Here is a 21,282-nt window from a genome sequence, read left to right as displayed (position 1 = left end):
CCGTGCAAACCGGTCCTTCCGCCCCACCCGGGGTCGCCGTACGGTCTGGTTTGCCCGGAATCGGGCCGAGCACTGCGGGGGCGCACGGCCGGAGGTGTGGACTCTTCCTGTCTTTCCTGCCTTGTCACCGCCGCTGTTCACGAACGGACGCTGACAAGGGGAAGAGAAGCAGTGAGCGCATCAGCAACAACAGCCCGCGGCACGAGATTCGCGGTCGGGCTCGTCGCCGCGGCGATCGCGTTAGCCGGCTCGCCGAGCCAGGCCGCGACGACGGCGGCAGCCGTGGGCGGGGGCCACGCCGTCGCGGCGACGAAGGCATCGACGGTGAGCAGAGCGACGCACGCGATACCGGCCGCGTCCAAGGCGACGCAGAGGGCCGTTCACGGCACCTTCCCGATGCCGTCGTGGTGGGAAGGCATGTGTGACAGCCGGCGCGCCCAGGGCGAGCACGAGCTGACCTCCTGGGACGGGTTGATCGCCTGCGGCGACTGGATCAACGGCAAGTCGGTCGGGACCAAGGCCACGGTGACCTTCCCCGGCGGGGGGCCGGCGGTCAGCGAGTTCCAGTGCGTGGAACTCGCCACTCGATACGCACTTCTGGCCTGGGGCGTCCCGGTCCAGTCGGTCATCCATGCCAAGTGGTTCCCCCAGAGCTACAACGGCCACATCGACAAGAACAGCGGCCAGAAGCTCGTCATGTACGGGCAGAACCAGCCCTATTCGCCCGCCGAGTTGCCGCAGGTGGGCGACGTCATCGCCTCCGGCTACATCAGCGCGAACAACGGTGACGGCCACGTCGGTATCGTCATCTCGGCGACCTACGACCGGAGCCACTCCGCGAAGCTCACGGTGATGGACGAGAACTACAACCCGAGTGGCCTCAACACCATCACGGTCACCAATGGCGTCGTCCAGCCGCTGCCCGGAATGAAAGGCGTCGACTGGCTCCACGACCCGGCCGGTACGCCGCCCCCGCCCCCGCCGACCGGAGCGCCCGCGCTGACCGTGCACGGGATCAGCAACGGGCAGTCCCTGACCGGACCGGTCTCGCTCTCCGTCAGCGTGGACAACAACAACGCCGCCGGGAAGCAGAACCTGACCCACGAGCACTACTCCATCGACGGCACTCCCGTCGCCGGAACCGACGGTCCCGGCCAGGGAAGTCTCGTCGGACCGCCGTCGGGGTCGACCGCGCCCGGGTACGCGTGGAGTCTGGACCCGGTCAAGCACACAGGTAGCAGCGCCAAGGTGCCTTCCTGGCCGATCCCGGCGAACCTGCTGACGCCGGGGACGCACCAGCTCACCGCCGACGGGACCAACGCCGCTGGGGTGACCGGTACTTCGGCGCCCATCAGCTTCACCGTGCCGCAGGGGCCCAAGCCGTCCACGCTGACGTACACCGGTGCGAAGACCGCCGACTACCACGACGCCTTCACCGCGTCGGCGACGCTCACCAGCGACGGCAGCCCCGTCGCCGGCGCGCCCGTCTCGTTCGCGCTGGGCAGCGGAGGGCCTGGCCAGACGTGTTCGGCGAACACTGACGCCGGCGGCTCGGCCAGTTGCCAACTGACGCCAGGTCAGGCGGCCGGCGAGACAACGGTGACGGCCACCTACCCGGGCACCGCCCAGATACTGCCGAGCCACGCGAGCACGCCGTTCACCGTCAACCGCGAGGAGACCACCCTCGCCTACACCGGGCCGACGCACTTCGCCAACGGCGTCCCGGCGACGCTCGAAGGCGTCCTGAAGGAGGACGGCGCGACGCCGATCGCCGGGCGCACAGTGAGCATCGTGATCGGCAGCGGCACCACGCAGCAGAGCTGCACCGGTACCACCGACGCGTCCGGCACTGCGTCGTGCACAGTCCCGAGGCTGAACCAGCCGCTCAACGACACTGCCACTCTGCCGGTCACCGCGACCTTCGCCGGTGACGGGTACTACGTTCCCGCCACTGGCCCCGCGACGGCCCGGCTGGAGTACTTCACCGGGCGGGCGTTCGGCCTGTCCGCGCAGGTCAACGCGTTGCTGCTGGCGCTGCAGATCCCGCCGACGCCGGACACCGGCCCGGTCCGCACCGCGCAGGCGGGCAAGGTCGCGCCGCCGTGCACGGCGACGGTCAGCGTCCTGGTGATCAACGCGGCAGCGCTGTGCGCCGACGCGACGACGACGCTGAACCCGGGCACGGAGACGACGACCGCGTCGCTGCAGCAGACCACGATCGGTCTGCCGGGCCTGCCGGTGATCGGCATCGGCGGCGTCACCTCGACGTCGGTCAGTTCCTGCACCGGCTCGCACGGCAGCGCCACGCTGACGCTGACCATCGCGGGCGTTCCGGTCACCGTGCCGACCGCGCCGAACAGCGTGATCGACCTTGCCGGCGGGGCAAAGCTGGTCATCAACGAGCAGCTGCCCACTCCCGGCGCGGACCACGGCCTGACCGTCAACGCGGTCCACCTCGAAGCGCTCGGCGGTCTGGCCGACGTCGTGGTCGGATCCAGCACCAGCGGCGCGTACAACTGCGCCTGACCGTCCTCGTCAAGGCCGGAGCCACCGCCCGCACGGGCAGTGGCTCCGGCTCGTTCAGAGGTTCACAAGTCCAGAGATTCGGAAGCTCAGAAGTTCAGCAGCAGCCCGTTAGGAGAGCGCCCAGCGCAGCGCCTCGATCCTGGCGATCGCGGCGTCGAACTCGCTGCGGGACAGGCGGTCGTCGGTCAGCGCCTTCGCCAGGCCGTCGACGACGGTCACGCCCGCGCTCACGCTGCGCGTGCACTCCAGGATCAGGTCCATCCCCGCGTTCGCGGCCGACACCGCGTTCTGCGACTCCGTCCCGAAGGGGGTGAGCGCTCCGGCGTTGATCGCGTCGGTGACGGTCACGCCGCGGAAGCCGAGCCGTCCGCGCAGCTCGCCCTTGACGATCCGTTCGGACAGGCCCGCCGGGCGGTCCGGGTCCAGGTGCGGGTACGTCGCCCAGGAGACCATGACGAGCCGGACCCCGGCGTCGATGGCAGGCGGGTAGGGGTACTCGTCGATGCTGCGCAGCTGGGCGCGGGAGGCGGTCAGGGTGACCGGGCCGACGTCGGTGTTCTGCTCCTTGGTCGCGCTGCCCAGGCCGGGGAAGTGCTTGGCGGTCGCCGCGACGCCGTGCGCCTGCTGGGCCCGGATGAACGCCGCGCCGCAGCGCGCCGCGACCCTGGGGTCGGAGCTGTAGGAGCGCTGGAACTCGTCGTCGAAGTCGCCGGGGGTGCGGAAGACGTCCAGCACGGGCGCCAGGTTGACGTTGACACCGGCGCCGCGCAGCAGCTCCCCGGCCTGACGGCCCGCGTCGGCGGCGGCCGCCGACGGGTGCGCGGACTCGCCGATCTGCTTCTCCGACAGCGTCGGCCCGCCCGGGATCCGCCGTACCTCGCCGCCCTCCTGGTCGGTCATGACCAGCAGCGGGGAGCTCACCGGACTGCGCCGACGCGCCTCCTTCATGGCGGCGACCGCGGCGGTGATCTGGGCCAGGCTGGTGACGTTGTCGCCGAAGAGGATCACACCTCCGGCGAGCCCCTCGGCGATCAGGTCGAGCAGGGACCGCGGCACGGTCGCGCCCGGATAGGAGAAGACCACGCGCTGCGCGGCCTGCTGGCGCGGCGTCAGGCGGGTGAGTTCGCTCTGCGCGGCCGGACGCGACGCGGCGGACGCCGGTCCGGCGGACACGAGTCCCGCCGCGGCAGCGGCCAGTCCGGCGCCGGCGAACAGCGCGCCGCGACGGGACATCGATTTGGCGGCTTCGGTCATCGCACACCTCCACAGGAATCACTTGAGTCACGGGGATCACAGGAATTCATGGGGACCCTCCCCGGGTGTACCAGCCGCGCTTATATGCCCGGAGTAGGACGCGCACGAAACACGCCGAACACCACCGGCCCGTCCCAACACGTCTGGGCTGTGGTGTTCCTGGCAGAACATCAGGGCGCGTGCGGGGACCGCTGACCGCCGTCACCCGGATGGACCCGGGACGGCGGGCGTCCGCGCGGGGATCCTTCCGAGGGCGACGTGGGTCGTCGGTCGTCGGTCGTGGGCCGTGGTTCGTGCGGTCGTGGTGAGGGAGACGGGAGGCATCGGGTGGCGGGTCGGTGGTGGCAGGCGCGTGGCGACGGCTCGGGCGACAGCTCGGCCGGGGACGCCGCCGGGGACGCGGGCGCGGGCCGCCGCGCGGGCGCACGGCGTTCGCGCGCGCAGGAGGCCGCGCGTCGGGCACGGCAGCCGACCCTGGGACACCGGCAGCGGACGGTGGTGGGGCAGACCACCCGACGTGCGTCCGGAGTTCCGCTGTTCCTGCAGACCGCGGCCGGGTGGGCGTGGCGGCTGCTGATCCTCGGAGTGGTCGCCTACGCGGCGTACCTGCTGGTGTCCCGGTTCCAGTCGGTCGCGGTGGCGGTCTTCCTCGGGCTGGTGCTGACCGCGGTGCTGCGTCCCCTCGCCGACCGCATCAGCGCGTGGCTGCCGCGGATCCCCCGGGGTCTCGCCGTGCTGGGGTCCTACCTGTTGTGCGGGCTGGTGGTGGGGGGCCTGCTGACCGCGACCGGATTCCTGGTCGCGGACGAGTCGTCGCAGGTCGGGGCGCAGTTCGACACCGGCATCACCCGTCTGGAGCACTGGCTGGAAGCCGCGCCCTTCCATGTCCACCCGAGCGCGCTGACCGGTCTTCAGCACAAGCTGTCGACCTGGGTCAACAGTCACCGTGGCAGTCTGCTGGCGAGCGCGGTGACCGGCGCCAGCCAGGCCGTCGAGGTGGTCACGGTCACGGCACTGGGGCTGTTCTGCTCGGTGTTCTTCGTGCACTCGGGGGAGCGGATGTGGGCGTTCGGCGAGGCGCAGCTCGCGCCCGCGCGGCGGGACGGCTGGCAGCGGGCGGGCCGGGCGGCCTGGCTGACGCTGTCCGGATACATCCGCGGGATCATCCTGGTGTCCGCCACCAACGCGATCATGGTCGGCATCGCGCTGTTCGTCCTGCGCGTCCCCCTGGCACTCCCGCTGGCCATCCTCGAGTTCGCCGCGACGTTCGTCCCGCTGATCGGGTCGCCCATCGCGCTCGCCGTGGCCAGTGCCGTCGCGCTGGCCACCCGGGGCCCGGTCACGGCCATCATCGTGCTGGCGCTGATCGTGGTGATCGGCCAGATCGAGGGGCACCTGCTGCACCCGCTGATCATGAGCTGGGCGGTGCGGCTGCACCCGGTCGTCGTGGCCATCAGCGTCATCGCGGGGGCCATCGCGCAGGGGATCATCGGGGCCGTCGTCGCGGTTCCCGTGGTCTCCGTGGTCTGGGCCGTCACCCAGGCCCTGCGCACGCCGCCCGGCGCCGCGCCGGAGTGATGAAGGAGTGATGCAGGATCGTTCCGCCGCGGGAGCTGGCACGGCGGGCCTGACGGAGGACGATGGTGGGGGAAACCGAGGCCGGGTGCCGGTAGGAGTGTCCGGCGGTCTGGAGGTGGCCGGATGGGTGCCGACGACGAGGCCGGCCCAGGAGGGGGCCCGGAACAGCGCCTGGGCGACAGCCCGGTGGACAGCGCAGAGGTCCGCCCGGCAGACGGTCCGGGCGAGTCGTTGCTGGAGCCCGGCGGGCTGCTCGACGTCCTGGGTGTGGCCGCCGTCGTGCTGGACGACGAGGGCCGGATCGTGCTCTGGAGCCCGCAGGCCGAACAGCTGTACGGCTACTCGCCGGCCGAGGCGCTCGGACGACCCGCGCTCCAGGTCCTCGTGGCCGAGCGGGACCAGGAACAGGTCATGTCGCTGTTCGCACAGGTCATGGCCGGTGGCGGCGCCTGGGCGGGGGCCTTCCCCGTCCGGCGCAAGGACGGCGCCACGGTGCTGGCCGAGTTCCGCAACATGCGGCTGGAGGACGAGCAGGGCCGCCACTACGCGCTCGGCCTGGCCTCGGACCGGTCCACACTGCGGCACCTGGAGCGGGGCCTGGCGCTGTCCATGCGGCTGGTGGAGCAGTCGCCGATCGGGCTGGCGGTGGTCGACACCGACCTGCGGTACGTCCTGGTCAATCCCGCGCTGGAGCGGATCAACGGCCTGCCGGCGGCCAAGACGCTGGGCCGCACGGTCCGCGAGTCGCTGCCGTTCGTGGACACCGACGTGGTCGAGTCCGCGATGCGCGAGGTCCTCGCCACCGGTACCCCGATCCTGGACCGCTTCACCACCGGCCGGACCCCCGCCGACGACAGCGAGCACGCCTGGTCGGCGTCGTACTACCGGCTGGAGGACACCGCAGGCCACATCATCGGCGTCGCCGTGACCGTCGTGGACGTCACCGACCAGCACCGCACGGCTGCCGCCGCGTCCGCGGCCCGCCGCAGGCTGACCGTGCTCGCCGACGCCTCCGAGCGCATCGGCACCACCCTGGACCTCGACCAGACCGCACGCGAGCTCGCCGAGGTCCTGGTGCCGGAGTTCGCCGACATCGCGGCTGTCGACGTCCTCGACTCCGTCCTGAACGACGTCCCGACCTCCGCGTCCAGGGAGGGCGAGAGCCCGTCCGTCTTCCGGGCCCTGGCCATCAAGGCGGCCGGCCCGACCCCCGCCACCCTGGCCGCCGACCCGGTCGGCCAGATCGCCAAGTACGACGCGACCCGCCTGGTCAGCCGCTGCGCCCGCACCGGACGACCGGTCCTGCTGGCCCACGTCACCGACCAGGACCTGCCGCGCATCGCCCGCGACCGGGACGCGGTCGGCCTGCTCAAGCAGGCAGGCGTCCACTCCTACCTGGCGGTCCCGCTGCGCGCCCGGGGCCAGGTCCTCGGCGCGCTCGACCTCAAGCGCGCCCGCAACCCGGAGCCGTTCACCCAGGACGACGCCGTGTTCGCCACCGAACTCGCCGCCCGCGCGGCCGTCGCCATCGACAACGCCCGCTGGTACCAGCGGCAGCGCCACGCGGCGCTCACCCTCCAGCGGCATCTGCTGCCGGGCCTGCCGCCGCCCTCGCCCGGCCTGGAGGTCGCCTACCGCTACCAACCCGCGTCCGTCGCGGGCGAGGTGGGCGGCGACTGGTTCGACGTCATCCCGCTGGCCGGGTCGCGTACCGCGCTGGTGGTCGGCGACGTCATGGGCAGCGGCATCAACGCCGCCGCCAGCATGGGCCAACTCCGAACCGCCGCGCGGACACTGGCGAGTCTGGAGCTGGATCCCGCCGCCGTGCTCACCCATCTCGACCGCACCGTCGCCGGGTTGGACGAGACCATCGCCACCTGCGTCTACGCCGTCTACGACCCGCACCGGTCCAGCTGCACGATCGCGACCGCCGGTCACCTGCCCCCGGTCCACACCCGCCTCGGCCACCCGCCGCGCCTGCTCGAACTCCCCACGGGCGCACCGCTCGGCGCCGGCGTCCCCGACTACCACGACGTCCGGGTCAAGCTGGGCGTCGGGGACGAACTGCTGCTCTACACCGACGGGTTGGTGGAGACCCGCGACCACGACATCGACACCCGGCTGCGCGCCCTCACCGACCTCCTCGACCGGCCCCACCACTCCCTGGAGGAGACCTGCGACCTCCTCCTCAGCGCCCTCGCCCACCACGGCGGCCACGACGACGTCGCCCTGCTGCTGGCCCGCACCCGCCCGCTCCCGTCGCCGCCGGGCCCGCGCCGCTGACTGCCCGAAGGTCTGCCCGAAAGTCCGCGCCCGAGCTCTGCCCGCGAGGGAGAATGAGGGGATGTCACCCCGTGGTCAGGCGGACGGTCTGGCGGAGGAAGAGAGTGGTTGTGATGCGCCGGTCGGCAGCTGACGAGACGCACGCGCAGGGGTCGTCCCGCGCGCCGAGGCACGCCCCGGCACCGCAGTCCACCGCCGCCTCGTCCCTGCTTGCGTTGCACGGCAGCGCGGGCAACGCGGCCGTCACGGCGGTGATCCAGCGCATGGAGGCTGCGGGCGGCAAGCGCCAGAGGTCCGGGTCGCCCGAGGAGCAAGGTCCGGCGAAGCACGTCCGGGAGGCCGAGTCGTCGTCATCGGAGGAGGACAGCGAACCGCTCTCGGGGGATGCCGTTGCCAAGATGGACCGCCAGCAGACTGCCTGGGTCAAGATGCTGGAGGACATGGACAGCGACGGCTACGAGGGGCCCCGGCGGGACATTCTCGAAAACGGGCTGGCGATCATCTCCCTGGTGCGGAACCTGCTTCCCCTGCGGTCCGTCAGCACCGTGAACGAGGCCCTCCGGCTGGTCAACGAGAGGCCCGACAGTCCGATCAGGAAGACCTACCTGAGGCTGCTCGAAGACCAACTCGACTACCTGGAGGACGATTTCCCCTCCGACGGTCCGCCGACGGAACAGGCCGTCCGGGGCATGTGGACGGAGCTCGTGCCCGCCTTCGGCGCCGCGGGCGCACAGGTGGGCGAGGACGGCTGCGAGGACCGCGCCCACGCGATCTGCCGGGTGATTGCCGCGCACCATCCGGCCATCGCCGCCCACCACCTCGCCAAGCAGTGGGCCACCTCCTCCGGCAGCCGGCTGCACGCGGACCACCAGTGGAACCACCACGTCGCGGCCTCGGTGACGACCGCGAGCGGCGTCCTGGTCATCGACCCGGTCTTCTCCCGCGCCGGTCCGATCCCGCTGGCCCAGTGGATCGCCCACGTGCAGGTCGACCCGGCGCACGTCCACGAGGTCGCCTGGGGCTTCCTCGGCAGGCCGGGCGCGGACCACCGGCCGGACGCCCACAGCGCCGTGGAGTACCTGCCGTCCTGACGTGCGGCCGGTGCGCACGGGCCGTTGACCGGCCGTTGACCTGCCCCCGGACGCCGGACGACCGGAGGCAGGGGTTACCGTGCTGGGTACGGTGCACCGGCCTGGAAGGAACCAACGAGATCATGCGCGTCAGCGTCACCCCGGAGACCGGCGAGGTTCCGACCGGCGAGGTTCCCGCCGATGAGGTCCTGACCGAGCGGCGCGGGCGCGTCGGACTGATCGTCCTCAACCGGCCGAAGGCGATCAACGCGCTGACCCACGGCATGGTCCGGCAGATCGCCGCCGCGCTCGACGCGTGGGAGCACGACGACGGCGTCGCGACCGTCGTGATCACCGGCGCGGGGGAGCGGGGACTGTGCGCGGGCGGCGACATCGTTGCCATCCACCGGTCCGCCACCAGCGGCGACCCGCGCGCCGCCGAGGACTTCTGGCGCGACGAGTACCGGCTCAACGCCCGGATCGCCCGCTACGCCAAGCCCTACGTCGCGCTGATGGACGGCATCGTCATGGGCGGCGGCGTCGGCGTCTCCGCCCACGGGAGCGTCCGGATCGTCACCGAGCGGACCCGGCTCGCGATGCCGGAGACCGCCATCGGCTTCGTCCCCGACGTCGGCGGCACCTACCTGCTCTCCCGCGCGCCGGGCGAGCTCGGCACCCATCTCGCGCTCACGGCGGACTCGGTCGGCGCCGGGGACGCCCTGCTGTGCGGACTCGCCGACCACTTCGTCCCGTCCGAGCGGCTGGACGCGCTGCTGGACGACCTCGCCGTGCTGGACGTCCCCGCCGCGCTCGCCCGCCACGCCGCCGACGCGCCGCCCGCGGCTCTCGCCGAACACCGCGACTGGATCGACGACTGCTACGCCGCGCCGACGGCGGAGGCGATCGTCGAGCGGCTGCTGGCCGTCGGCGTCGTGGCGGCGAAGGAGACGGCCGAGCGGATCACCGCCAAGTCGCCGACGGCCGTCACGGCCACCCTTGCGTCCGTGCGTCGGGCGCGGGAGCTCGGGACGCTGGAGGAGGTGCTCGCGCAGGAGTACCGCGTCTCCTGCGCGGCCGTCCGCCACCCGGACCTCGCCGAGGGCATCCGCGCCCAGGTCATCGACAAGGACCGCACCCCGCACTGGCAGCCCGCCGCGCTGCGGGACGTCGACGATGCTATCTGTGACTGGCTGAGCTAGTCGTCGCCCGGTCGTCGAGACTGTCTTCAGCGCACCAGGAGGTCGACGGCGACCTTCAGGCGGTCGAGGTAGAACTCCCGTGATGCGGCCTGGTGTTTGAGGCCGATCGATGTGCTGATCATCGTCTGCGCGACCGGGGTGGCCGCCTCTCGTCCTGACGCGACGGCGATCGCGGCGGTGATCAGTTCCTCGAACCGTCGCGGCATGGTCTCGACGATCTCTCCCAGCAGGCCGGGGTTGTCCTCGACGACCACCGCGACATCGCGTGCCAGGGGGCCGATGTAGCGTCCCGCCCACTGGTCGAACGCGTCGACGAGGCGCTCCGGCAGGGGGCGGTCGGCGTCGGCCAGGACGTGTTCGACCGCCGCGATGTCGCGCTCCAGCGCCTGGGTGACCGCCGCGCGGAACAGGGTCTCCTTCGAGGAGAAGAGGAAGTAGAGCCCGGGTCGGGAGATGTGTGCCGCCCGCGCCACCTCCTCCATCGAGGTCTTCCGGTAGCCGAAACGCGCGAACGTGACCAGGGCCGAGTCCAGAACCGTGGTCCGACGGTCGGTGTCGGTGTCGCTGCCGGAGCCTGTGTCGGTGGTTGCCGACGGCGGGGTGCCGGCCTCGGAACTGCTCATGAGGCGAGCATACGAGCGGGAGTCGCACTATACAAATCATGTTCAGTGCGTATAGTCAGCGCCATGGCTGCTCGCGAGACCATCTCGACGTCCTTCACCGCCTCCAGCACGGCGGACGACGTACTGCGGGGCGTCGACCTCACCGGCCTCCGGGCGATCGTGACGGGAGGCTCCTCCGGAATCGGGGTCGAGACCGCTCGTGCGCTGACCGCAGCCGGGGCGGAGGTGACGCTCGCCGTACGGAACACGGCTGCGGGTGACGGCGTCGCCGAAACGATCGCGAGGTCGACCGGAGGCGTCCGGCCCCGAGTCGTCCGACTGGACCTTGCCGACACGACCACCATCGCGCCGTTCGTCGAGGCGTGGAGCGGCCCGCTTCACCTGCTGGTCAACAACGCGGGCGTGGTCACCGGTGGCCTCGAACGAACCCGTGAGGGCTGGGAGTTGCAATTCGCGACGAACCATCTCGGTCACTTCGCCCTCGCCGTCGGCCTTCATGACGCGCTGGCCCTGGGAGCCTCGGACCGGGACGGAGCGCGGATCGTCTCGGTCAGCTCGACGGCGCACATGCGCTCCGGCATCGACTTCGACGACCTCCACTTCGAGCGTCGCAGCTACGACCCGCAGATCGCCTACGCCCAGTCGAAGACGGCGAACTCCCTGTTCGCGGTGGAGGCGACGCGCCTGTGGGCGTCCGACGGCATCGTCGCCAACGCGGTGAACCCGGGCGGTGTTGCCACCGGTTTGCAGCGGAACTTCACGACGCGGCAGAAGCAGTCGCTCGATGCGGCCGAGGCCGCCGGAGTCTTCAGCTACAAGACGGTCGAGCAGGGGGCCGCCACCAGCATCGTCGCCGCTGTCGCGCCGGAGTTCGCCCACTCCGGAGGCCACTACCTCGACGATGCGCAGGAGGCCTACACCGTGCCGAACGACGCCGACCTCGCCCAACACCCGCACGGTGTCAAGGAATGGGCGCTCGACCCCGCCATCGCCGAGCGCCTCTGGGCGGTCTCGACCGACCTGCTCCGCGGCTGACCCTCGACCGCCGCAGCCCACTGACGTCCCGAATTCCTCCGGCATCGACGCGAAGGAGGTGATAGAAGTCCCCGTGACCACTTCGATGAACCCCCACTCCAACCGCGCCTCGTCGCCGAACGCCGCCGACTCGGGCACCTTCCGGCTCGGCGAGCACACCGTGCACCGCCTCGGCTTCGGTGCGATGCGCCTGACCGGTACCCAGGCCTTCCACGGCGGGGTGCCGCGCGATCGCGAGACCTCGATCGCGGTGGTGCGCCGTGCCGTCGAGCTCGGCGTGAACCACATCGACACCGCCGCCTTCTACTTCTCGTCGCTGCGTTCGGCCAATGAGATTGTCAACGCCGCGCTCGCCCCGTTCGGCGACGAGGTGCTGGTCGCGACGAAGGTGGGTCCGCGCCGGGACCGCAGCGGGGACTGGGACACCTCCGCGCGACCGGACCAACTGCGCGGCGACGTCGAGGAGAACCTGCGCCAACTCGGCCGCGACCACCTGGACCTGGTGTACCTGCGCAACATGCGGTGGGAGTCGATCGCCGAGCACTTCGGCGCGCTGGCCGAGCTGCGCGAGGCCGGGCTGGTCCGGAACCTCGGGGTCTCGGACGTGACGACGGCCCAACTGGCCGAAGCACGGGCGATCGCGCCGGTGGCGGTCGTGCAGAACCGGTTCAGCCTGGGGCACCGTGGCTCCGCCGAGGTGCTGGACGCATGCGGGGAGGCGGGTATCGCGTTCGTGCCCTTCTTCGCCATCGCGGGGGCGCGGGCCTCGGGGGCCACGCCGGATCCGGCCAACTCGGAGGAGAGCAGCGAGGTGCTGGCGGTGGCGAAGGCCCACGGGGCGACGCCTCAGCAGATCAGACTGGCATGGACCCTGGCCCAGGGACCCCACGTCCTGGCCATCCCCGGCACCGGCGATCTGGCCCACCTGGAGGCGAACATCGCGGCCGGAGCCATCCGCCTGACGGCGGACGACCTCGCGGCGCTGGAGTCCGCGGGCTGAGGCGCGGCCGCCGTCAGGTCGGCTCGGCGCAGGTGGCGTCGGCGCAGGCGGCCTTGTGGGTGCTGGCCTCGCGTCAGGTGGCGTCGCGTCAGGAGGCCAGGCGTCAGGTGGCGTCGGCCGAGGCCGCCTCCGGGCCGAAGCGACGCCGGTAGGCGGACGGGGTGATGCCGGTCTCGCGGCGCATCAACGCGCGCAGGTTGGCGGCCGTGCCGAGTCCGCTCCGGCGGGCGACGACCTCGAAGCGGTTCTCGCCTCGCTCGATCAGCCGGCAGGCCAGGGCGAGCCGCTCCCTGGTGAGCCACGACAGCGGCGTCGTCCCCAACTGCGCGCGGAAGCGTCGATGCAGCGTCGCCGGGCTGACCGCGGCGCGCCCGGCGAGGTCCGCCACCGTGAGGGGCAGATCCAGCCGCTCCTGCGCCCAGGCCAGCACCGGCGCCAGCGACTCGTCGGGCACGTCGGGCAACGGCCGCTCCACGAACTGCCGTTGCCCGCCGTCCCGGTGAGCGGCGAAGACGAGTCGCCTGCTCACGGAGTTGGCGACCTCCGCGCCGTGGTCGCGGCGGACGACATGCAGCCCGAGATCGAGCGCGGCTGCGCTTCCGGCCGCCGTGAGGATGTCGCCGTCGTCCACGAACAGCACGTCCGACTCGAGGTGGACGGCCGGGAACATGGCCCGGAAGGAGTCCGCCCACTGCCAGTGCGCGGTGGCCCGGCGGCCGTCGAGCACTCCGGCTTCGGCCAGGGTGAACGCCCCGCTGCAGAAACCGATCAACCGCGCGCCGCGCGCGTGCGCCCGGCGGACGGCGTCCAGCACCGCGGGGTGGCGCGGCGTCTCGACGTCGGGGCGGTTGGGGACGATCACGGTGTCCGCGTCCTCGGTGGCGTCCAGACCGGCGACTCCGGTGAGCGTGAAGAACCCGTCCCGCATGCGGGTGCGGGGCTCGGCGGAAGAGAGCTGGAAGTCGTAGAGGTCACGGCCGAGTTCGGGTCGGCGCAGGCCGAAGATCTCGGTCGCGCAGCCGAGTTCGAAAGGGTTGGAGTTCTCGTCGACGATGACGACCACCCGATGCAGCGCACCCGCCTTGCGGGCGCCGGTCCGCTGGGCGGCGTGGTGCGAGAATCCTTGCGTCATGTGCAATTCCTAGCACTCGCCGGGGACGGGCGGTGGAGCGCAGGATGAGTGCATGACCGACCAACCCGTCTCGCTCGCCACGGCTCTGGCCTCCTTCGACGCGCTGTGGAGCCCGCGCATCGTCACGCGGGTCAACGACTACGACGTCCGGATCGCCAAGGTCGAGGGCGACCACATCTGGCACGTCCACGTGGACACCGACGAGTTCTTCCTGGTACTCCACGGCGAGCTCCACATCGCCCTCCGCGAGCCGGACGGGGAACGCGCGGTGGTGCTGCCCCAGGGCGCGGTCTTCACCGTCCCGAGGGGAACGGAGCACAAACCGTCCGCTCCGTCGGGCGCGTCGATCCTCATGTTCGAACCCACCGGCACGCCGACCGTCGGCGACCGCCACGAGGAGGTCCCGGCACACGTCGACGCGACGACCGGTCACGCGCTGGACGTGTGAGGACTGGGGTTGCCTGCCGTTCGCACTTCCGGGCGGTGCCGCTCAAGCTCAGCGCTCCATCGGCCGCAGCAACGGGGGCTCCTCAGTGGAACCGGCTGGCGGTTGATGCGTTCGGTGTGGGGCCACGGTTACGCCAGTGAGGCCGCACTGGCCTGCTTGGTCTTCGGCTTCGAGGATCCGAGCGGGCATTCAAAGGCCGGGGACGCTGCAGGTGGCGAGGACCAGGTGCAGTCGCTTCTCCGTCACGTGCGTCAACGGCGGCACGAGCAACGTCGTGAGACCGGCTTCGACGGCCGCACCGTCGTGGCCGGAGCGATCGCCGACCATCAGGGCCTCGTCGGGCTGTACGCCGAGCCGTTCCAGGGCGGTGCGAAAGACAGCCGGGTCGGGTTTGCACGCACCGCACTCAAAGGACAGGACGAAGTCGTCGACGTACGTGTCCAGGCCCGCCTTCGCGAAGCTCGGACGGATGTCGACATGGATGTCGCTGACTATGGCCACCTTCACCCCGGCGGCCTTGAGCGCTCCAAGGGTGGGTTCGACATCGACGGCGAACTGGTTGTCAGTGGCGTCGCACAGGGACTCGTACATCACCCCGGCCAAGCGACGGTCCACTCCGGCGGCGTTGACCCAGCGGTCATAATTCTCCCGATGGGCCGCAGCGGACAGATCAGCTCCCGCCCAGCCCTCAGCGACGTCAGGGCGCCTTCCGGCCGCGTTCAGGGCTGCGCTGACCCGTTCCACCTCGGCCGTGGAGACTTCCCGGCCCACCTGCCTCAACGAGCTCCCGATCCACGACGCCCCCCTGGGTTGCCCACGAGTCGGGCCCCATTTGGGGACGATGAGCGTTCCGACCCAGTCGAAGAGAACGGCCTTGAAGAAGGGCATGGATCCCCCGGGTCCAGCAGGCGCATGAGCACAGGCAGGCTGCCACTCGCCCACCGACGAGTCAATCTTCGAGAAGCCGCCCGCCGACACCATCGACCACTCGGCCCTTGGAGCCGATCTTCACCGAGAAAACCTCAGTGACTACAGGTTCTTCGTCTCCGCGTCATAGCGCTCCTGGAAGCGAGCCACGTCTGCGTCGGGGGTGGCGGAGCCGAAGGCGTGAACACTCCCATCCCGACGGTCAATCACGACGGGCCCCTGGCCGATCAGAAGGTGTTGAATGTCACCTGTCTCGACCCAACGCGATGATTGGTAGCTGAAGGACCAGCCGAAGCGATGCTCGGCGAATCCGGTGATCACGAGCTCGTCGTCGCCATAACGCGGCCGAGCATTCGCCTCGGCGATGAACCGGTCTGCGATTTCCCTGGCCTGCTCCGATGTGATCACGGTCGTAGGTTACAGACTGGGCCGAGCAGCCGAACAACGGCTGCACGAGGCCGCCATGGCATCTGAGCTGTGTTCCCGACGCGGCGGCCTGCATCGTTGACCTCCACCGTCAACTCCTCGTCAGCGAGGCTGATGTGCACACTGATCGGCTGGCCGCTGCCGTGACGTACCGCGTTCGTGGCCAGTTCGGAGTAGACGAGCAGCGCCTGGAACCGATGGTCGGCCGTCATCTTCCAGGCCTCCAAGACGGCGGTGATGGCGTGCCGGGTGACGTGGACTGCCTCACCGGTCGACTCAAGGTCCCACGTGGCGTGAAGAGGCAGCACATGGCTACCACCCGGCCGGAAACTCGGGTTCGAGCGGACGGGGGAGTGTGTGGGCTTCCGCGAGCATCGCCCCGCGCGGGGCCAGCACGGTGCGGTACAGAACGTCGACGGCGCATGGGTCGGCAGAGATCATGCAACTGGCCCAGGTCAGGACGCCGTCGACCCTTTCGGCTTGAAGTGCGTCGGTGACGCACTGCCAACCCGGCCGCAGCTCTGGTGGTTCGGTCGACCGGTCCTCGTATCCGGCTACCACCAGGTGTCCGTAACGCTGGGCGTACTCGTGGCACAGCTCCGTCCGGGTTCCTCCCCACGCCGGGGAGGGTCCCAGGACTGCGTGGTTGAGATACAGGGCCAAGCGCGAGACATGCATGACGGCATCCGTTCGGGCTGGAGAGGAGCAGGGCGTTGGGGCCGCCCATCCAGGAAACCCGGTGTGCTGTGCGATAGCTGACGGTCATGCAGATCCCGCTTGGTTTATGCAGGTCGTGCTTACGAAGCCTCGCAAGGTCGCATAGGGTCATGAAACCGGGCAGGATCTTCAGCGCGGGAGGCCCAGTGTCACAGGAGAGAAGCCGGCGAGATCCGGACCCCAAGCGACTCGGCGCGCTCATCCGGCAGGCCCGCGTGCTCAAGGGCTGGACGCAGACAGAGTTCGCCGCGCGACTCGGATATCACCAGACGAAGGTCTCCCGCCTGGAGCGCTTGGGCACCCAGGACATTCGGACTCTCCGAGCCGTGGCAGAGTTGCTGGACATTCCTCTCCGGGAGTTCGGGCTCTCCCATGTTGGCAGCGCAGATCACGAACCCCAGGCGGGCATGGACCGTCGAAGGTTGCTCGCGGCTGGAATAGGAGCGCTTGCTTCGCCTTCGGTGGGGAGGCGATCCGCGAATTCCGGCAGTGACCTGGTTCTCGCGCTGATGCCGGGCCTGAGCCCTGCGGAGGCGCGCCCGGCGAGCGTTGAGCAACTGGAGCAACGCACGCTTGCCGCACGCGGACTGTTCTGTGCCTGCCGATACGGCGAGTTGGACCGAGTGTTGCCCGCGCTGATCACGGAGTTGCGCGCTGCGCGCGCCGAGCTCGCGGACCCGGTCATGTCCCGGCTCCTGGCATCGACGTACCAAGTCGCTGCCAGCACCCTGCTCAAACGGGGGGATCTCGGCAATGCCTGGCTCGCTGTCGGCCGCGCCGTCGCCGAGGCTGAGCAGAGCGGTGACCCGGTGGCTCTGGCCTCCAGCGTGCGCATCCAGGGCCACGCACTGATCCGGGGTGGGCACGCACGGGCCGCGGTCGTCTCCATTCGGCACAGCGCCGAGCAGCTCTCCGGCAGCTACGACCGCCTTCCGGCTGTCCGCCTCGCCGCTGTGGGTCTCCTGCTCCTGCGCGGTGCCACCGCTGCGAGTCGGGCTCAGGACCGCGGAGCAGTACAGGAGTTTCTGGGCGAGGCGCGGGAGGTCGGCCGGTATGTGGAGATCGACCGGCCGGACTCGTGGGCGAACTTCAGTAGCACCAACATCGGGCTGCACACCGTCAGCACCCATGTGGCGCTGGGTGACGCCGGTGCGGCGCTGGACGCTGCTGCCCCGTTGATGGGTCGCCGGATCCAGGCACCGGAACGCCGAGCCGCGCTCTGGCTGGACGTGGCCCGAGCCAAATCGCAGCTCGGCCAACTTGACGAAGCCCACCGTGCCCTCCGGCTCGCCCAACGGGCCGCGCCCGAGGACGTGCGTCGGCCGGCTGTCCGTGAGCTGGTCGCTGACCTCGCTGTCCGTGATCGGACGGGTAAGGTGCCAGGACTCAGGCGGATGTGCGACGAGCTGGGAGTGCCGGTGTGACGACGATCCGAATGCCGTTCCTTTACATCGTGGTCTGTGCGGCTGGTGTGGCGGACGATGTCGGCACGTTGATTCGTCAGGCCCAGCAGGAAGGCTGGGCGACCGGTGTCATCGCGACCCCCAACGCGCTGGCCCTCATGGATCGGGAGGCTCTCGAAGAGCTGACGGGCTACCCGATCCGGTCTGCCTGGCGGACTCCAGGGCAGGCACGGCCGTTGCCTCCGGCCGACGCGATCGCCGTGGCGCCGGCCACGTTGAACACCATCACCAAGTGGGCGGCGGGCCACGCGGACACCCTTGCCCTCGGAATCCTTACGGAGTCCTACGGTCTCAACATCCCAGCGGTCGTTCTTCCTTACATCAACAAGGCCCAGGCCGCCCACCCCGCGTACGCACGCAGTCGTCGGGACCTTGAAGAGATGGGCGTTCGCTTCGGCAGCTACGAGCCGCACACGCCCAAGGCGGGGGGAGGCCGTGACCGATTCGACTGGCACGAGGCCTTGGACCTGCTCCGGGGAGACGCCTGCGGCAATCGTTGACGATGTTCGCCAGAGACTGCTTCAGATCGCAGGGGGCGGGATTGCGGTCTGACTGGTCCAGCGGCATCCGTCGAGCGGGAGACTGAGCATGGCACGTACAGAGTTCTACGACGACCCGGCGGCGCCGACACCGAACAGTCTCGTCGTAGCGGCTGCGGCTGTCGTCACCGATGACGAGGGACGGATCCTGCTCCAACGCCGGACGGACAGCGGAATGTGGGCGCTGCCGGGCGGGGGCATGGAGATGGACGACAGCCTGCCCGGCGCTGCCGTCCGCGAGGTGCGCGAGGAAACCGGGCTTGACGTCGAGATCACCGGGCTCGTCGGTACCTACACCGACCCGAAGCATGTCATCGCGTACAGCGATGGAGAGGTGCGGCGTCAGTTCGCGGTCGTGTTCACCGCCCGCGTCGTCGGCGGGAGGTTGGCAATCTCTGACGAGTCCACAGAACTACGCTTTGTGGACCTCGCTGACCTCAACCGTCTGCCCATGCACCACACGCAGCGGCTCCGGCTGTCGCACTTCCTGGAGAAGCGACCCAGCCCGTATCTGGGATGATCGTGGAATCGATGCGAGGACACTGCCGTCTTGTGCTGGCCGAGTTACTCGACCTCGGTGCGATAGACGCTCAGTCCGCGGCGCTGGTACTTGATGAGCGCGGTTGGGTGGTCGTTGGAGTTGGTGTGTGCAGTCGTACCCTGCGCGCGGATGTCGCGTCGAGTTCAGGTCGGCGCTGAGGAACGTCATCAGCCGCCGCGACTCTTCCGGAGCGGGCCGAAGCAGGCTCGCCCGTGGATCTACCTCTTGAGCTTCTTGATGCGGTGCACGGCGCCTGTGCGCGATTGGTTGCCATGCCCGCCGGAGTGTTGGAGCGTTCCAGGGTGACCGCTTCCATCGCGCACCTCAGTGATCCGCACATCACGACCGGGCCCCTGGCCGGAGCTCCTGCCGAGGGGCTCCATCGGGCGCTCGGGCGCGTCCTCGTGCTCGACCCGCAGCCGGACTGCGTAGTGATCACCGGGGACCTGGTCGACCGTGGCAGCCCGGAGGAGTACCGGGTGTTGCGGGAGGTCATCCGGCGTTTCCCCCTTCCGCTGCACCTGGTGGCGGGCAACCACGACGATCCTGAAGTGCTGCTCGCCGAGTTCGCCGACACGGGCTTCGTGGGTGACGGGACGCAGCCGCACTACGCGGTGGACTACCCGGCGTTCACCCTTGTCGTCCTCAACTCGAAGGTGCCGCAGGCAGCGGGAGGTCGCCTTGGCGCCGCGCAGCTGGAGTGGCTCGACGGGATCCTTGGCCGCAGACCGGACATCCCCGCTGTCGTGTGCCTGCACCATCCACCTGTTGCTGTCGGCATTCCCTTCCTGGACGAGATGCGCCTGGACGACGCCGAGGCCTTGGCGCTCGTCCTCGCCCGGCATGGGAACGTTGCGAGAGTGCTCGCGGGCCACGTACACCGCTCCATCACCGCCGATTTCGGGGGAAGCGTGCTGACGACAGCCCCGAGCACCCATCTCCAGAGCGGCCTCGCCCTGCGTGGCGGCGTGCCCAACTACCTTCCGGAGCCGACGTCCTTTCTGCTCCACCTTTTCAGCGGCTCCGCCTGGGTCACGCACACCGTCCCGATCAGCCACGCTGCGGGGCTGATCGCCGGCTTCTAGGGTCCTGCCTGTTGGCACCCAGGCGGTGCGGTCACCTGCGGATATTGCCTCGCTTGGCTTCTGCTGGAGGCGCTAGCGTGCCCTTGTTCAGCCCAGCGCCCCTTGCGGGTCCTACGACCAGAGAGCGACTCTCATGACCAGCCAGTCCGCGACAACGACTCTGTGGCGTCCCACGGGGCCGAAGGAGCTGGACCTGGTGCGGCAACTCGGTTGGCGCGCCTGGCCGCCCCGCCTCCCCGAGCAGCCGATCTTCTACCCGGTCCTCAACGAGGACTACGCGGTCAAGATCGCGCGGGACTGGAACGTCAAGCACGACGGGGCCGGATTCGTCACCCGCTTCGAGGTCGAGACGGAGTTTCTGGCGCGCTATCCCGTCCAGCAGGCCGGCGGGCGGACGATCCTCGAACTGTGGGTCCCGGCCGAGGAGCTCGACGAGTTCAACACCCACATCGTCGGCGAGATCCAGGTGGTCCACGAGTTCCGCTGACCGAGCGCTCCGGTCGTGGTCGCCGGAAGCCCAGCAGGAACGAGCGGCTTACCTCGCCGGTGACGGCTCACGGCGGACTGACGTGCGAGTGATGGCGCGCAGGCACAGGCAGCGGGAGCATGGCGAGCTTGCATCCGGATTCATGCCCTCGCTGCTGGCGGGACCGTTCACGTCGTGACGGTGGCAGAGTCGGGGCAGGTGTCGGTGCGCCGACGGCGTGGACCAGTTGATCGGTGGACGCGAGACGCGTCCCCCGCGTGGAGCTGGCTACTCGATCCCGAGGCATGGCGGTCGGGCGGCGCGTCTGGGTGAAATCCGGGAACGGTGCGGGTGGCGGTCCCGGCGTCGAGCAACGCCCGGTCTAAAAGTGAGGCGGGACGAGTCCCCGTCCCACTCCGCCTACGCGAAGGACTGCCGCATGCCCCTTCTTCCGCCGATCGGCCTCGAGATCCCGTGCAGCTCGCTCGCCATCAACACCCCGGTGCAGATCGGGACCGCAAAGGTCACCGTGGACTTTCGCGGGGGCATCAAGCACCGGGTCGATGCCAACCCGAACGACCCGGCCAACAGCGTGCGTCTGCGCCTGGTCGGCTTCAAGTCCACGGCGGAAATCCCCGCGGACGCCGGCGGCGGCACCCTGACGTTCGAGCAGGGCGACGTCGACGCCGATCCGAAGGGCATCTTGCGGCTGACGCAGGCGAACCCGCCTAAGTTCGAATGTTCCATGGACCTGCGCACCTGCACCTTGACGGTCGAGCGGCCGGGCGAAGAGCCGCTCGTGCTGACCCCGAAGGGTGAGGCGGTACTGGTGGGCAAAGTCTCCCAGTACCCCCCGAAGGGTGACTTGTTCCAGCTCCAAGCCCCGGTTGAGTTCGTCGACCCGGAGAAGCCCGACGACATCGCCGCAGTGCTGCAGAAGTTCCCGGCGAAAGTCGGCGGACTCTAGCCC

At 70.3% G+C, this 21,282-nt stretch carries 20 protein-coding genes; 14 read left to right on the top strand and 6 right to left on the bottom strand.

The genetic code is table 11. From position 1 onward, the window contains the following. The first annotated feature begins 417 nt into the window (after positions 1 to 417). Positions 418 to 2,526, top strand: coding sequence for a choice-of-anchor P family protein (locus tag I2501_RS14420; protein ID WP_196194376.1), 2,109 nt, complete (start codon positions 418 to 420; stop codon positions 2,524 to 2,526). Between the two features lie 108 nt (positions 2,527 to 2,634). On the opposite strand, the gene I2501_RS14415 is transcribed toward I2501_RS14420, so the two are convergent. After that, positions 2,635 to 3,780 (bottom strand): glycoside hydrolase family 3 N-terminal domain-containing protein, encoded by a 1,146-nt coding sequence (locus tag I2501_RS14415; RefSeq protein WP_236046339.1) that lies wholly within the window; start codon positions 3,778 to 3,780, stop codon positions 2,635 to 2,637. A 327-nt stretch (positions 3,781 to 4,107) separates the two neighbouring features. On the opposite strand from I2501_RS14415, the gene I2501_RS14410 reads away from it, so the two are divergent. The 4 genes from I2501_RS14410 to I2501_RS14395 all read left to right on the top strand — a co-directional run bounded on the left by I2501_RS14410 (position 4,108) and on the right by I2501_RS14395 (position 9,910). Beyond that, complete coding sequence (locus tag I2501_RS14410; protein ID WP_196194375.1) at positions 4,108 to 5,358, top strand: AI-2E family transporter; 1,251 nt, start codon at positions 4,108 to 4,110, stop codon at positions 5,356 to 5,358. Between the two features lie 123 nt (positions 5,359 to 5,481). Then, on the top strand, positions 5,482 to 7,641 hold the full coding sequence (locus tag I2501_RS14405) for a SpoIIE family protein phosphatase (protein WP_196194374.1): 2,160 nt from the start codon (positions 5,482 to 5,484) through the stop codon (positions 7,639 to 7,641). A 113-nt stretch (positions 7,642 to 7,754) separates the two neighbouring features. Continuing rightward, entirely contained in the window at positions 7,755 to 8,732 is a 978-nt protein-coding gene (locus I2501_RS14400) for a protein-glutamine glutaminase family protein (protein ID WP_196194373.1), read from the top strand. Between the two features lie 122 nt (positions 8,733 to 8,854). After that, entirely contained in the window at positions 8,855 to 9,910 is a 1,056-nt protein-coding gene (locus I2501_RS14395; RefSeq protein WP_196194372.1) for an enoyl-CoA hydratase/isomerase family protein, read from the top strand. A gap of 26 nt (positions 9,911 to 9,936) precedes the next feature. Here the strand turns inward: I2501_RS14395 and I2501_RS14390 are convergent, their stop codons facing one another. Further along, complete coding sequence (locus I2501_RS14390) at positions 9,937 to 10,533, bottom strand: TetR/AcrR family transcriptional regulator (RefSeq protein ID WP_196194371.1); 597 nt, start codon at positions 10,531 to 10,533, stop codon at positions 9,937 to 9,939. Positions 10,534 to 10,596: 63 nt separating this feature from the next. Between I2501_RS14390 and I2501_RS14385 the strand changes: the two genes are divergently transcribed. Together I2501_RS14385 and I2501_RS14380 are read left to right on the top strand one after the other, a co-directional pair. Further along, positions 10,597 to 11,568, top strand: a complete 972-nt coding sequence (locus I2501_RS14385) for an SDR family NAD(P)-dependent oxidoreductase (RefSeq protein WP_196194370.1) — start codon at positions 10,597 to 10,599, stop codon at positions 11,566 to 11,568. A gap of 85 nt (positions 11,569 to 11,653) precedes the next feature. After that, on the top strand, positions 11,654 to 12,568 hold the full coding sequence (locus tag I2501_RS14380) for an aldo/keto reductase (protein WP_196194642.1): 915 nt from the start codon (positions 11,654 to 11,656) through the stop codon (positions 12,566 to 12,568). Between the two features lie 103 nt (positions 12,569 to 12,671). Here the strand turns inward: I2501_RS14380 and I2501_RS14375 are convergent, their stop codons facing one another. Continuing rightward, on the bottom strand, positions 12,672 to 13,700 hold the full coding sequence (locus tag I2501_RS14375) for a GlxA family transcriptional regulator (protein WP_196194369.1): 1,029 nt from the start codon (positions 13,698 to 13,700) through the stop codon (positions 12,672 to 12,674). A 52-nt stretch (positions 13,701 to 13,752) separates the two neighbouring features. Between I2501_RS14375 and I2501_RS14370 the strand changes: the two genes are divergently transcribed. Continuing rightward, positions 13,753 to 14,148: a cupin domain-containing protein gene (locus tag I2501_RS14370; RefSeq protein WP_196194368.1), complete on the top strand. Its 396-nt coding sequence runs from the start codon at positions 13,753 to 13,755 to the stop codon at positions 14,146 to 14,148. A gap of 189 nt (positions 14,149 to 14,337) precedes the next feature. On the opposite strand, the gene I2501_RS14365 is transcribed toward I2501_RS14370, so the two are convergent. From I2501_RS14365 to I2501_RS40935, 3 genes are all read right to left on the bottom strand, one after another. After that, positions 14,338 to 15,036 carry an HAD family hydrolase gene (locus I2501_RS14365; protein WP_196194367.1) on the bottom strand — a complete coding sequence of 233 codons (699 nt, stop codon included), beginning with the start codon at positions 15,034 to 15,036 and terminating at the stop codon, positions 14,338 to 14,340. A gap of 141 nt (positions 15,037 to 15,177) precedes the next feature. Beyond that, complete coding sequence (locus I2501_RS39335; RefSeq protein WP_196194366.1) at positions 15,178 to 15,483, bottom strand: YrhB domain-containing protein; 306 nt, start codon at positions 15,481 to 15,483, stop codon at positions 15,178 to 15,180. Then, positions 15,480 to 15,809: an ATP-binding protein gene (locus I2501_RS40935; protein WP_196194365.1), complete on the bottom strand. Its 330-nt coding sequence runs from the start codon at positions 15,807 to 15,809 to the stop codon at positions 15,480 to 15,482. Before I2501_RS40935 ends, I2501_RS39335 begins: the two co-directional genes overlap by 4 nt. 519 nt (positions 15,810 to 16,328) lie before the next feature. Between I2501_RS40935 and I2501_RS14350 the strand changes: the two genes are divergently transcribed. From I2501_RS14350 to I2501_RS14325, 6 genes are all read left to right on the top strand, one after another. Continuing rightward, positions 16,329 to 17,642, top strand: coding sequence for a helix-turn-helix domain-containing protein (locus I2501_RS14350; RefSeq protein ID WP_196194364.1), 1,314 nt, complete (start codon positions 16,329 to 16,331; stop codon positions 17,640 to 17,642). A gap of 11 nt (positions 17,643 to 17,653) precedes the next feature. Continuing rightward, the gene (locus I2501_RS14345) at positions 17,654 to 18,181 is read left to right on the top strand and encodes a flavoprotein (RefSeq protein WP_196194641.1); all 528 of its coding nucleotides are present in this window, start codon (positions 17,654 to 17,656) and stop codon (positions 18,179 to 18,181) included. An 88-nt stretch (positions 18,182 to 18,269) separates the two neighbouring features. Continuing rightward, a complete protein-coding gene (locus I2501_RS14340; protein WP_196194363.1) occupies positions 18,270 to 18,740 on the top strand; it encodes an NUDIX domain-containing protein in 471 nt (156 codons plus the stop codon). Positions 18,741 to 19,063: 323 nt separating this feature from the next. Continuing rightward, entirely contained in the window at positions 19,064 to 19,846 is a 783-nt protein-coding gene (locus tag I2501_RS14335; protein ID WP_328806366.1) for a phosphodiesterase, read from the top strand. A gap of 133 nt (positions 19,847 to 19,979) precedes the next feature. Next, positions 19,980 to 20,333: a hypothetical protein gene (locus I2501_RS14330; RefSeq protein WP_196194361.1), complete on the top strand. Its 354-nt coding sequence runs from the start codon at positions 19,980 to 19,982 to the stop codon at positions 20,331 to 20,333. Between the two features lie 418 nt (positions 20,334 to 20,751). Continuing rightward, a complete protein-coding gene (locus tag I2501_RS14325; RefSeq protein ID WP_196194360.1) occupies positions 20,752 to 21,279 on the top strand; it encodes a hypothetical protein in 528 nt (175 codons plus the stop codon). The last annotated feature ends 3 nt before the right edge of the window (positions 21,280 to 21,282 follow it).

Source organism: Streptacidiphilus fuscans, from assembly GCF_015690355.1.
In the GTDB taxonomy this organism is placed as follows: Bacteria; Actinomycetota; Actinomycetes; order Streptomycetales; family Streptomycetaceae; genus Streptacidiphilus; species Streptacidiphilus fuscans.
Note: the sequence above shows the minus strand (reverse complement) of the source record. Positions and strands in the feature narration are given on the sequence as shown.

What these genes read in the sequence shown, in the direction of transcription:
- I2501_RS14420 (WP_196194376.1), top strand. Translation starts at nt 418, where the DNA reads ATGTGTGACAGCCGGCGCGCCCAGGGCGAGCACGAGCTGACCTCCTGG.
- I2501_RS14415 (WP_236046339.1), bottom strand. Translation starts at nt 3,780, where the DNA reads ATGACCGAAGCCGCCAAATCGATGTCCCGTCGCGGCGCGCTGTTCGCC.
- I2501_RS14405 (WP_196194374.1), top strand. Translation starts at nt 5,482, where the DNA reads ATGGGTGCCGACGACGAGGCCGGCCCAGGAGGGGGCCCGGAACAGCGC.
- I2501_RS14400 (WP_196194373.1), top strand. Translation starts at nt 7,755, where the DNA reads ATGCGCCGGTCGGCAGCTGACGAGACGCACGCGCAGGGGTCGTCCCGC.
- I2501_RS14395 (WP_196194372.1), top strand. Translation starts at nt 8,855, where the DNA reads ATGCGCGTCAGCGTCACCCCGGAGACCGGCGAGGTTCCGACCGGCGAG.
- I2501_RS14390 (WP_196194371.1), bottom strand. Translation starts at nt 10,533, where the DNA reads ATGAGCAGTTCCGAGGCCGGCACCCCGCCGTCGGCAACCACCGACACA.
- I2501_RS14385 (WP_196194370.1), top strand. Translation starts at nt 10,597, where the DNA reads ATGGCTGCTCGCGAGACCATCTCGACGTCCTTCACCGCCTCCAGCACG.
- I2501_RS14380 (WP_196194642.1), top strand. Translation starts at nt 11,654, where the DNA reads ATGAACCCCCACTCCAACCGCGCCTCGTCGCCGAACGCCGCCGACTCG.
- I2501_RS14375 (WP_196194369.1), bottom strand. Translation starts at nt 13,700, where the DNA reads ATGACGCAAGGATTCTCGCACCACGCCGCCCAGCGGACCGGCGCCCGC.
- I2501_RS14370 (WP_196194368.1), top strand. Translation starts at nt 13,753, where the DNA reads ATGACCGACCAACCCGTCTCGCTCGCCACGGCTCTGGCCTCCTTCGAC.
- I2501_RS14365 (WP_196194367.1), bottom strand. Translation starts at nt 15,036, where the DNA reads ATGCCCTTCTTCAAGGCCGTTCTCTTCGACTGGGTCGGAACGCTCATC.
- I2501_RS14350 (WP_196194364.1), top strand. Translation starts at nt 16,329, where the DNA reads ATGAAACCGGGCAGGATCTTCAGCGCGGGAGGCCCAGTGTCACAGGAG.
- I2501_RS14345 (WP_196194641.1), top strand. Translation starts at nt 17,654, where the DNA reads ATGCCGTTCCTTTACATCGTGGTCTGTGCGGCTGGTGTGGCGGACGAT.
- I2501_RS14340 (WP_196194363.1), top strand. Translation starts at nt 18,270, where the DNA reads ATGGCACGTACAGAGTTCTACGACGACCCGGCGGCGCCGACACCGAAC.
- I2501_RS14330 (WP_196194361.1), top strand. Translation starts at nt 19,980, where the DNA reads ATGACCAGCCAGTCCGCGACAACGACTCTGTGGCGTCCCACGGGGCCG.
- I2501_RS14325 (WP_196194360.1), top strand. Translation starts at nt 20,752, where the DNA reads ATGCCCCTTCTTCCGCCGATCGGCCTCGAGATCCCGTGCAGCTCGCTC.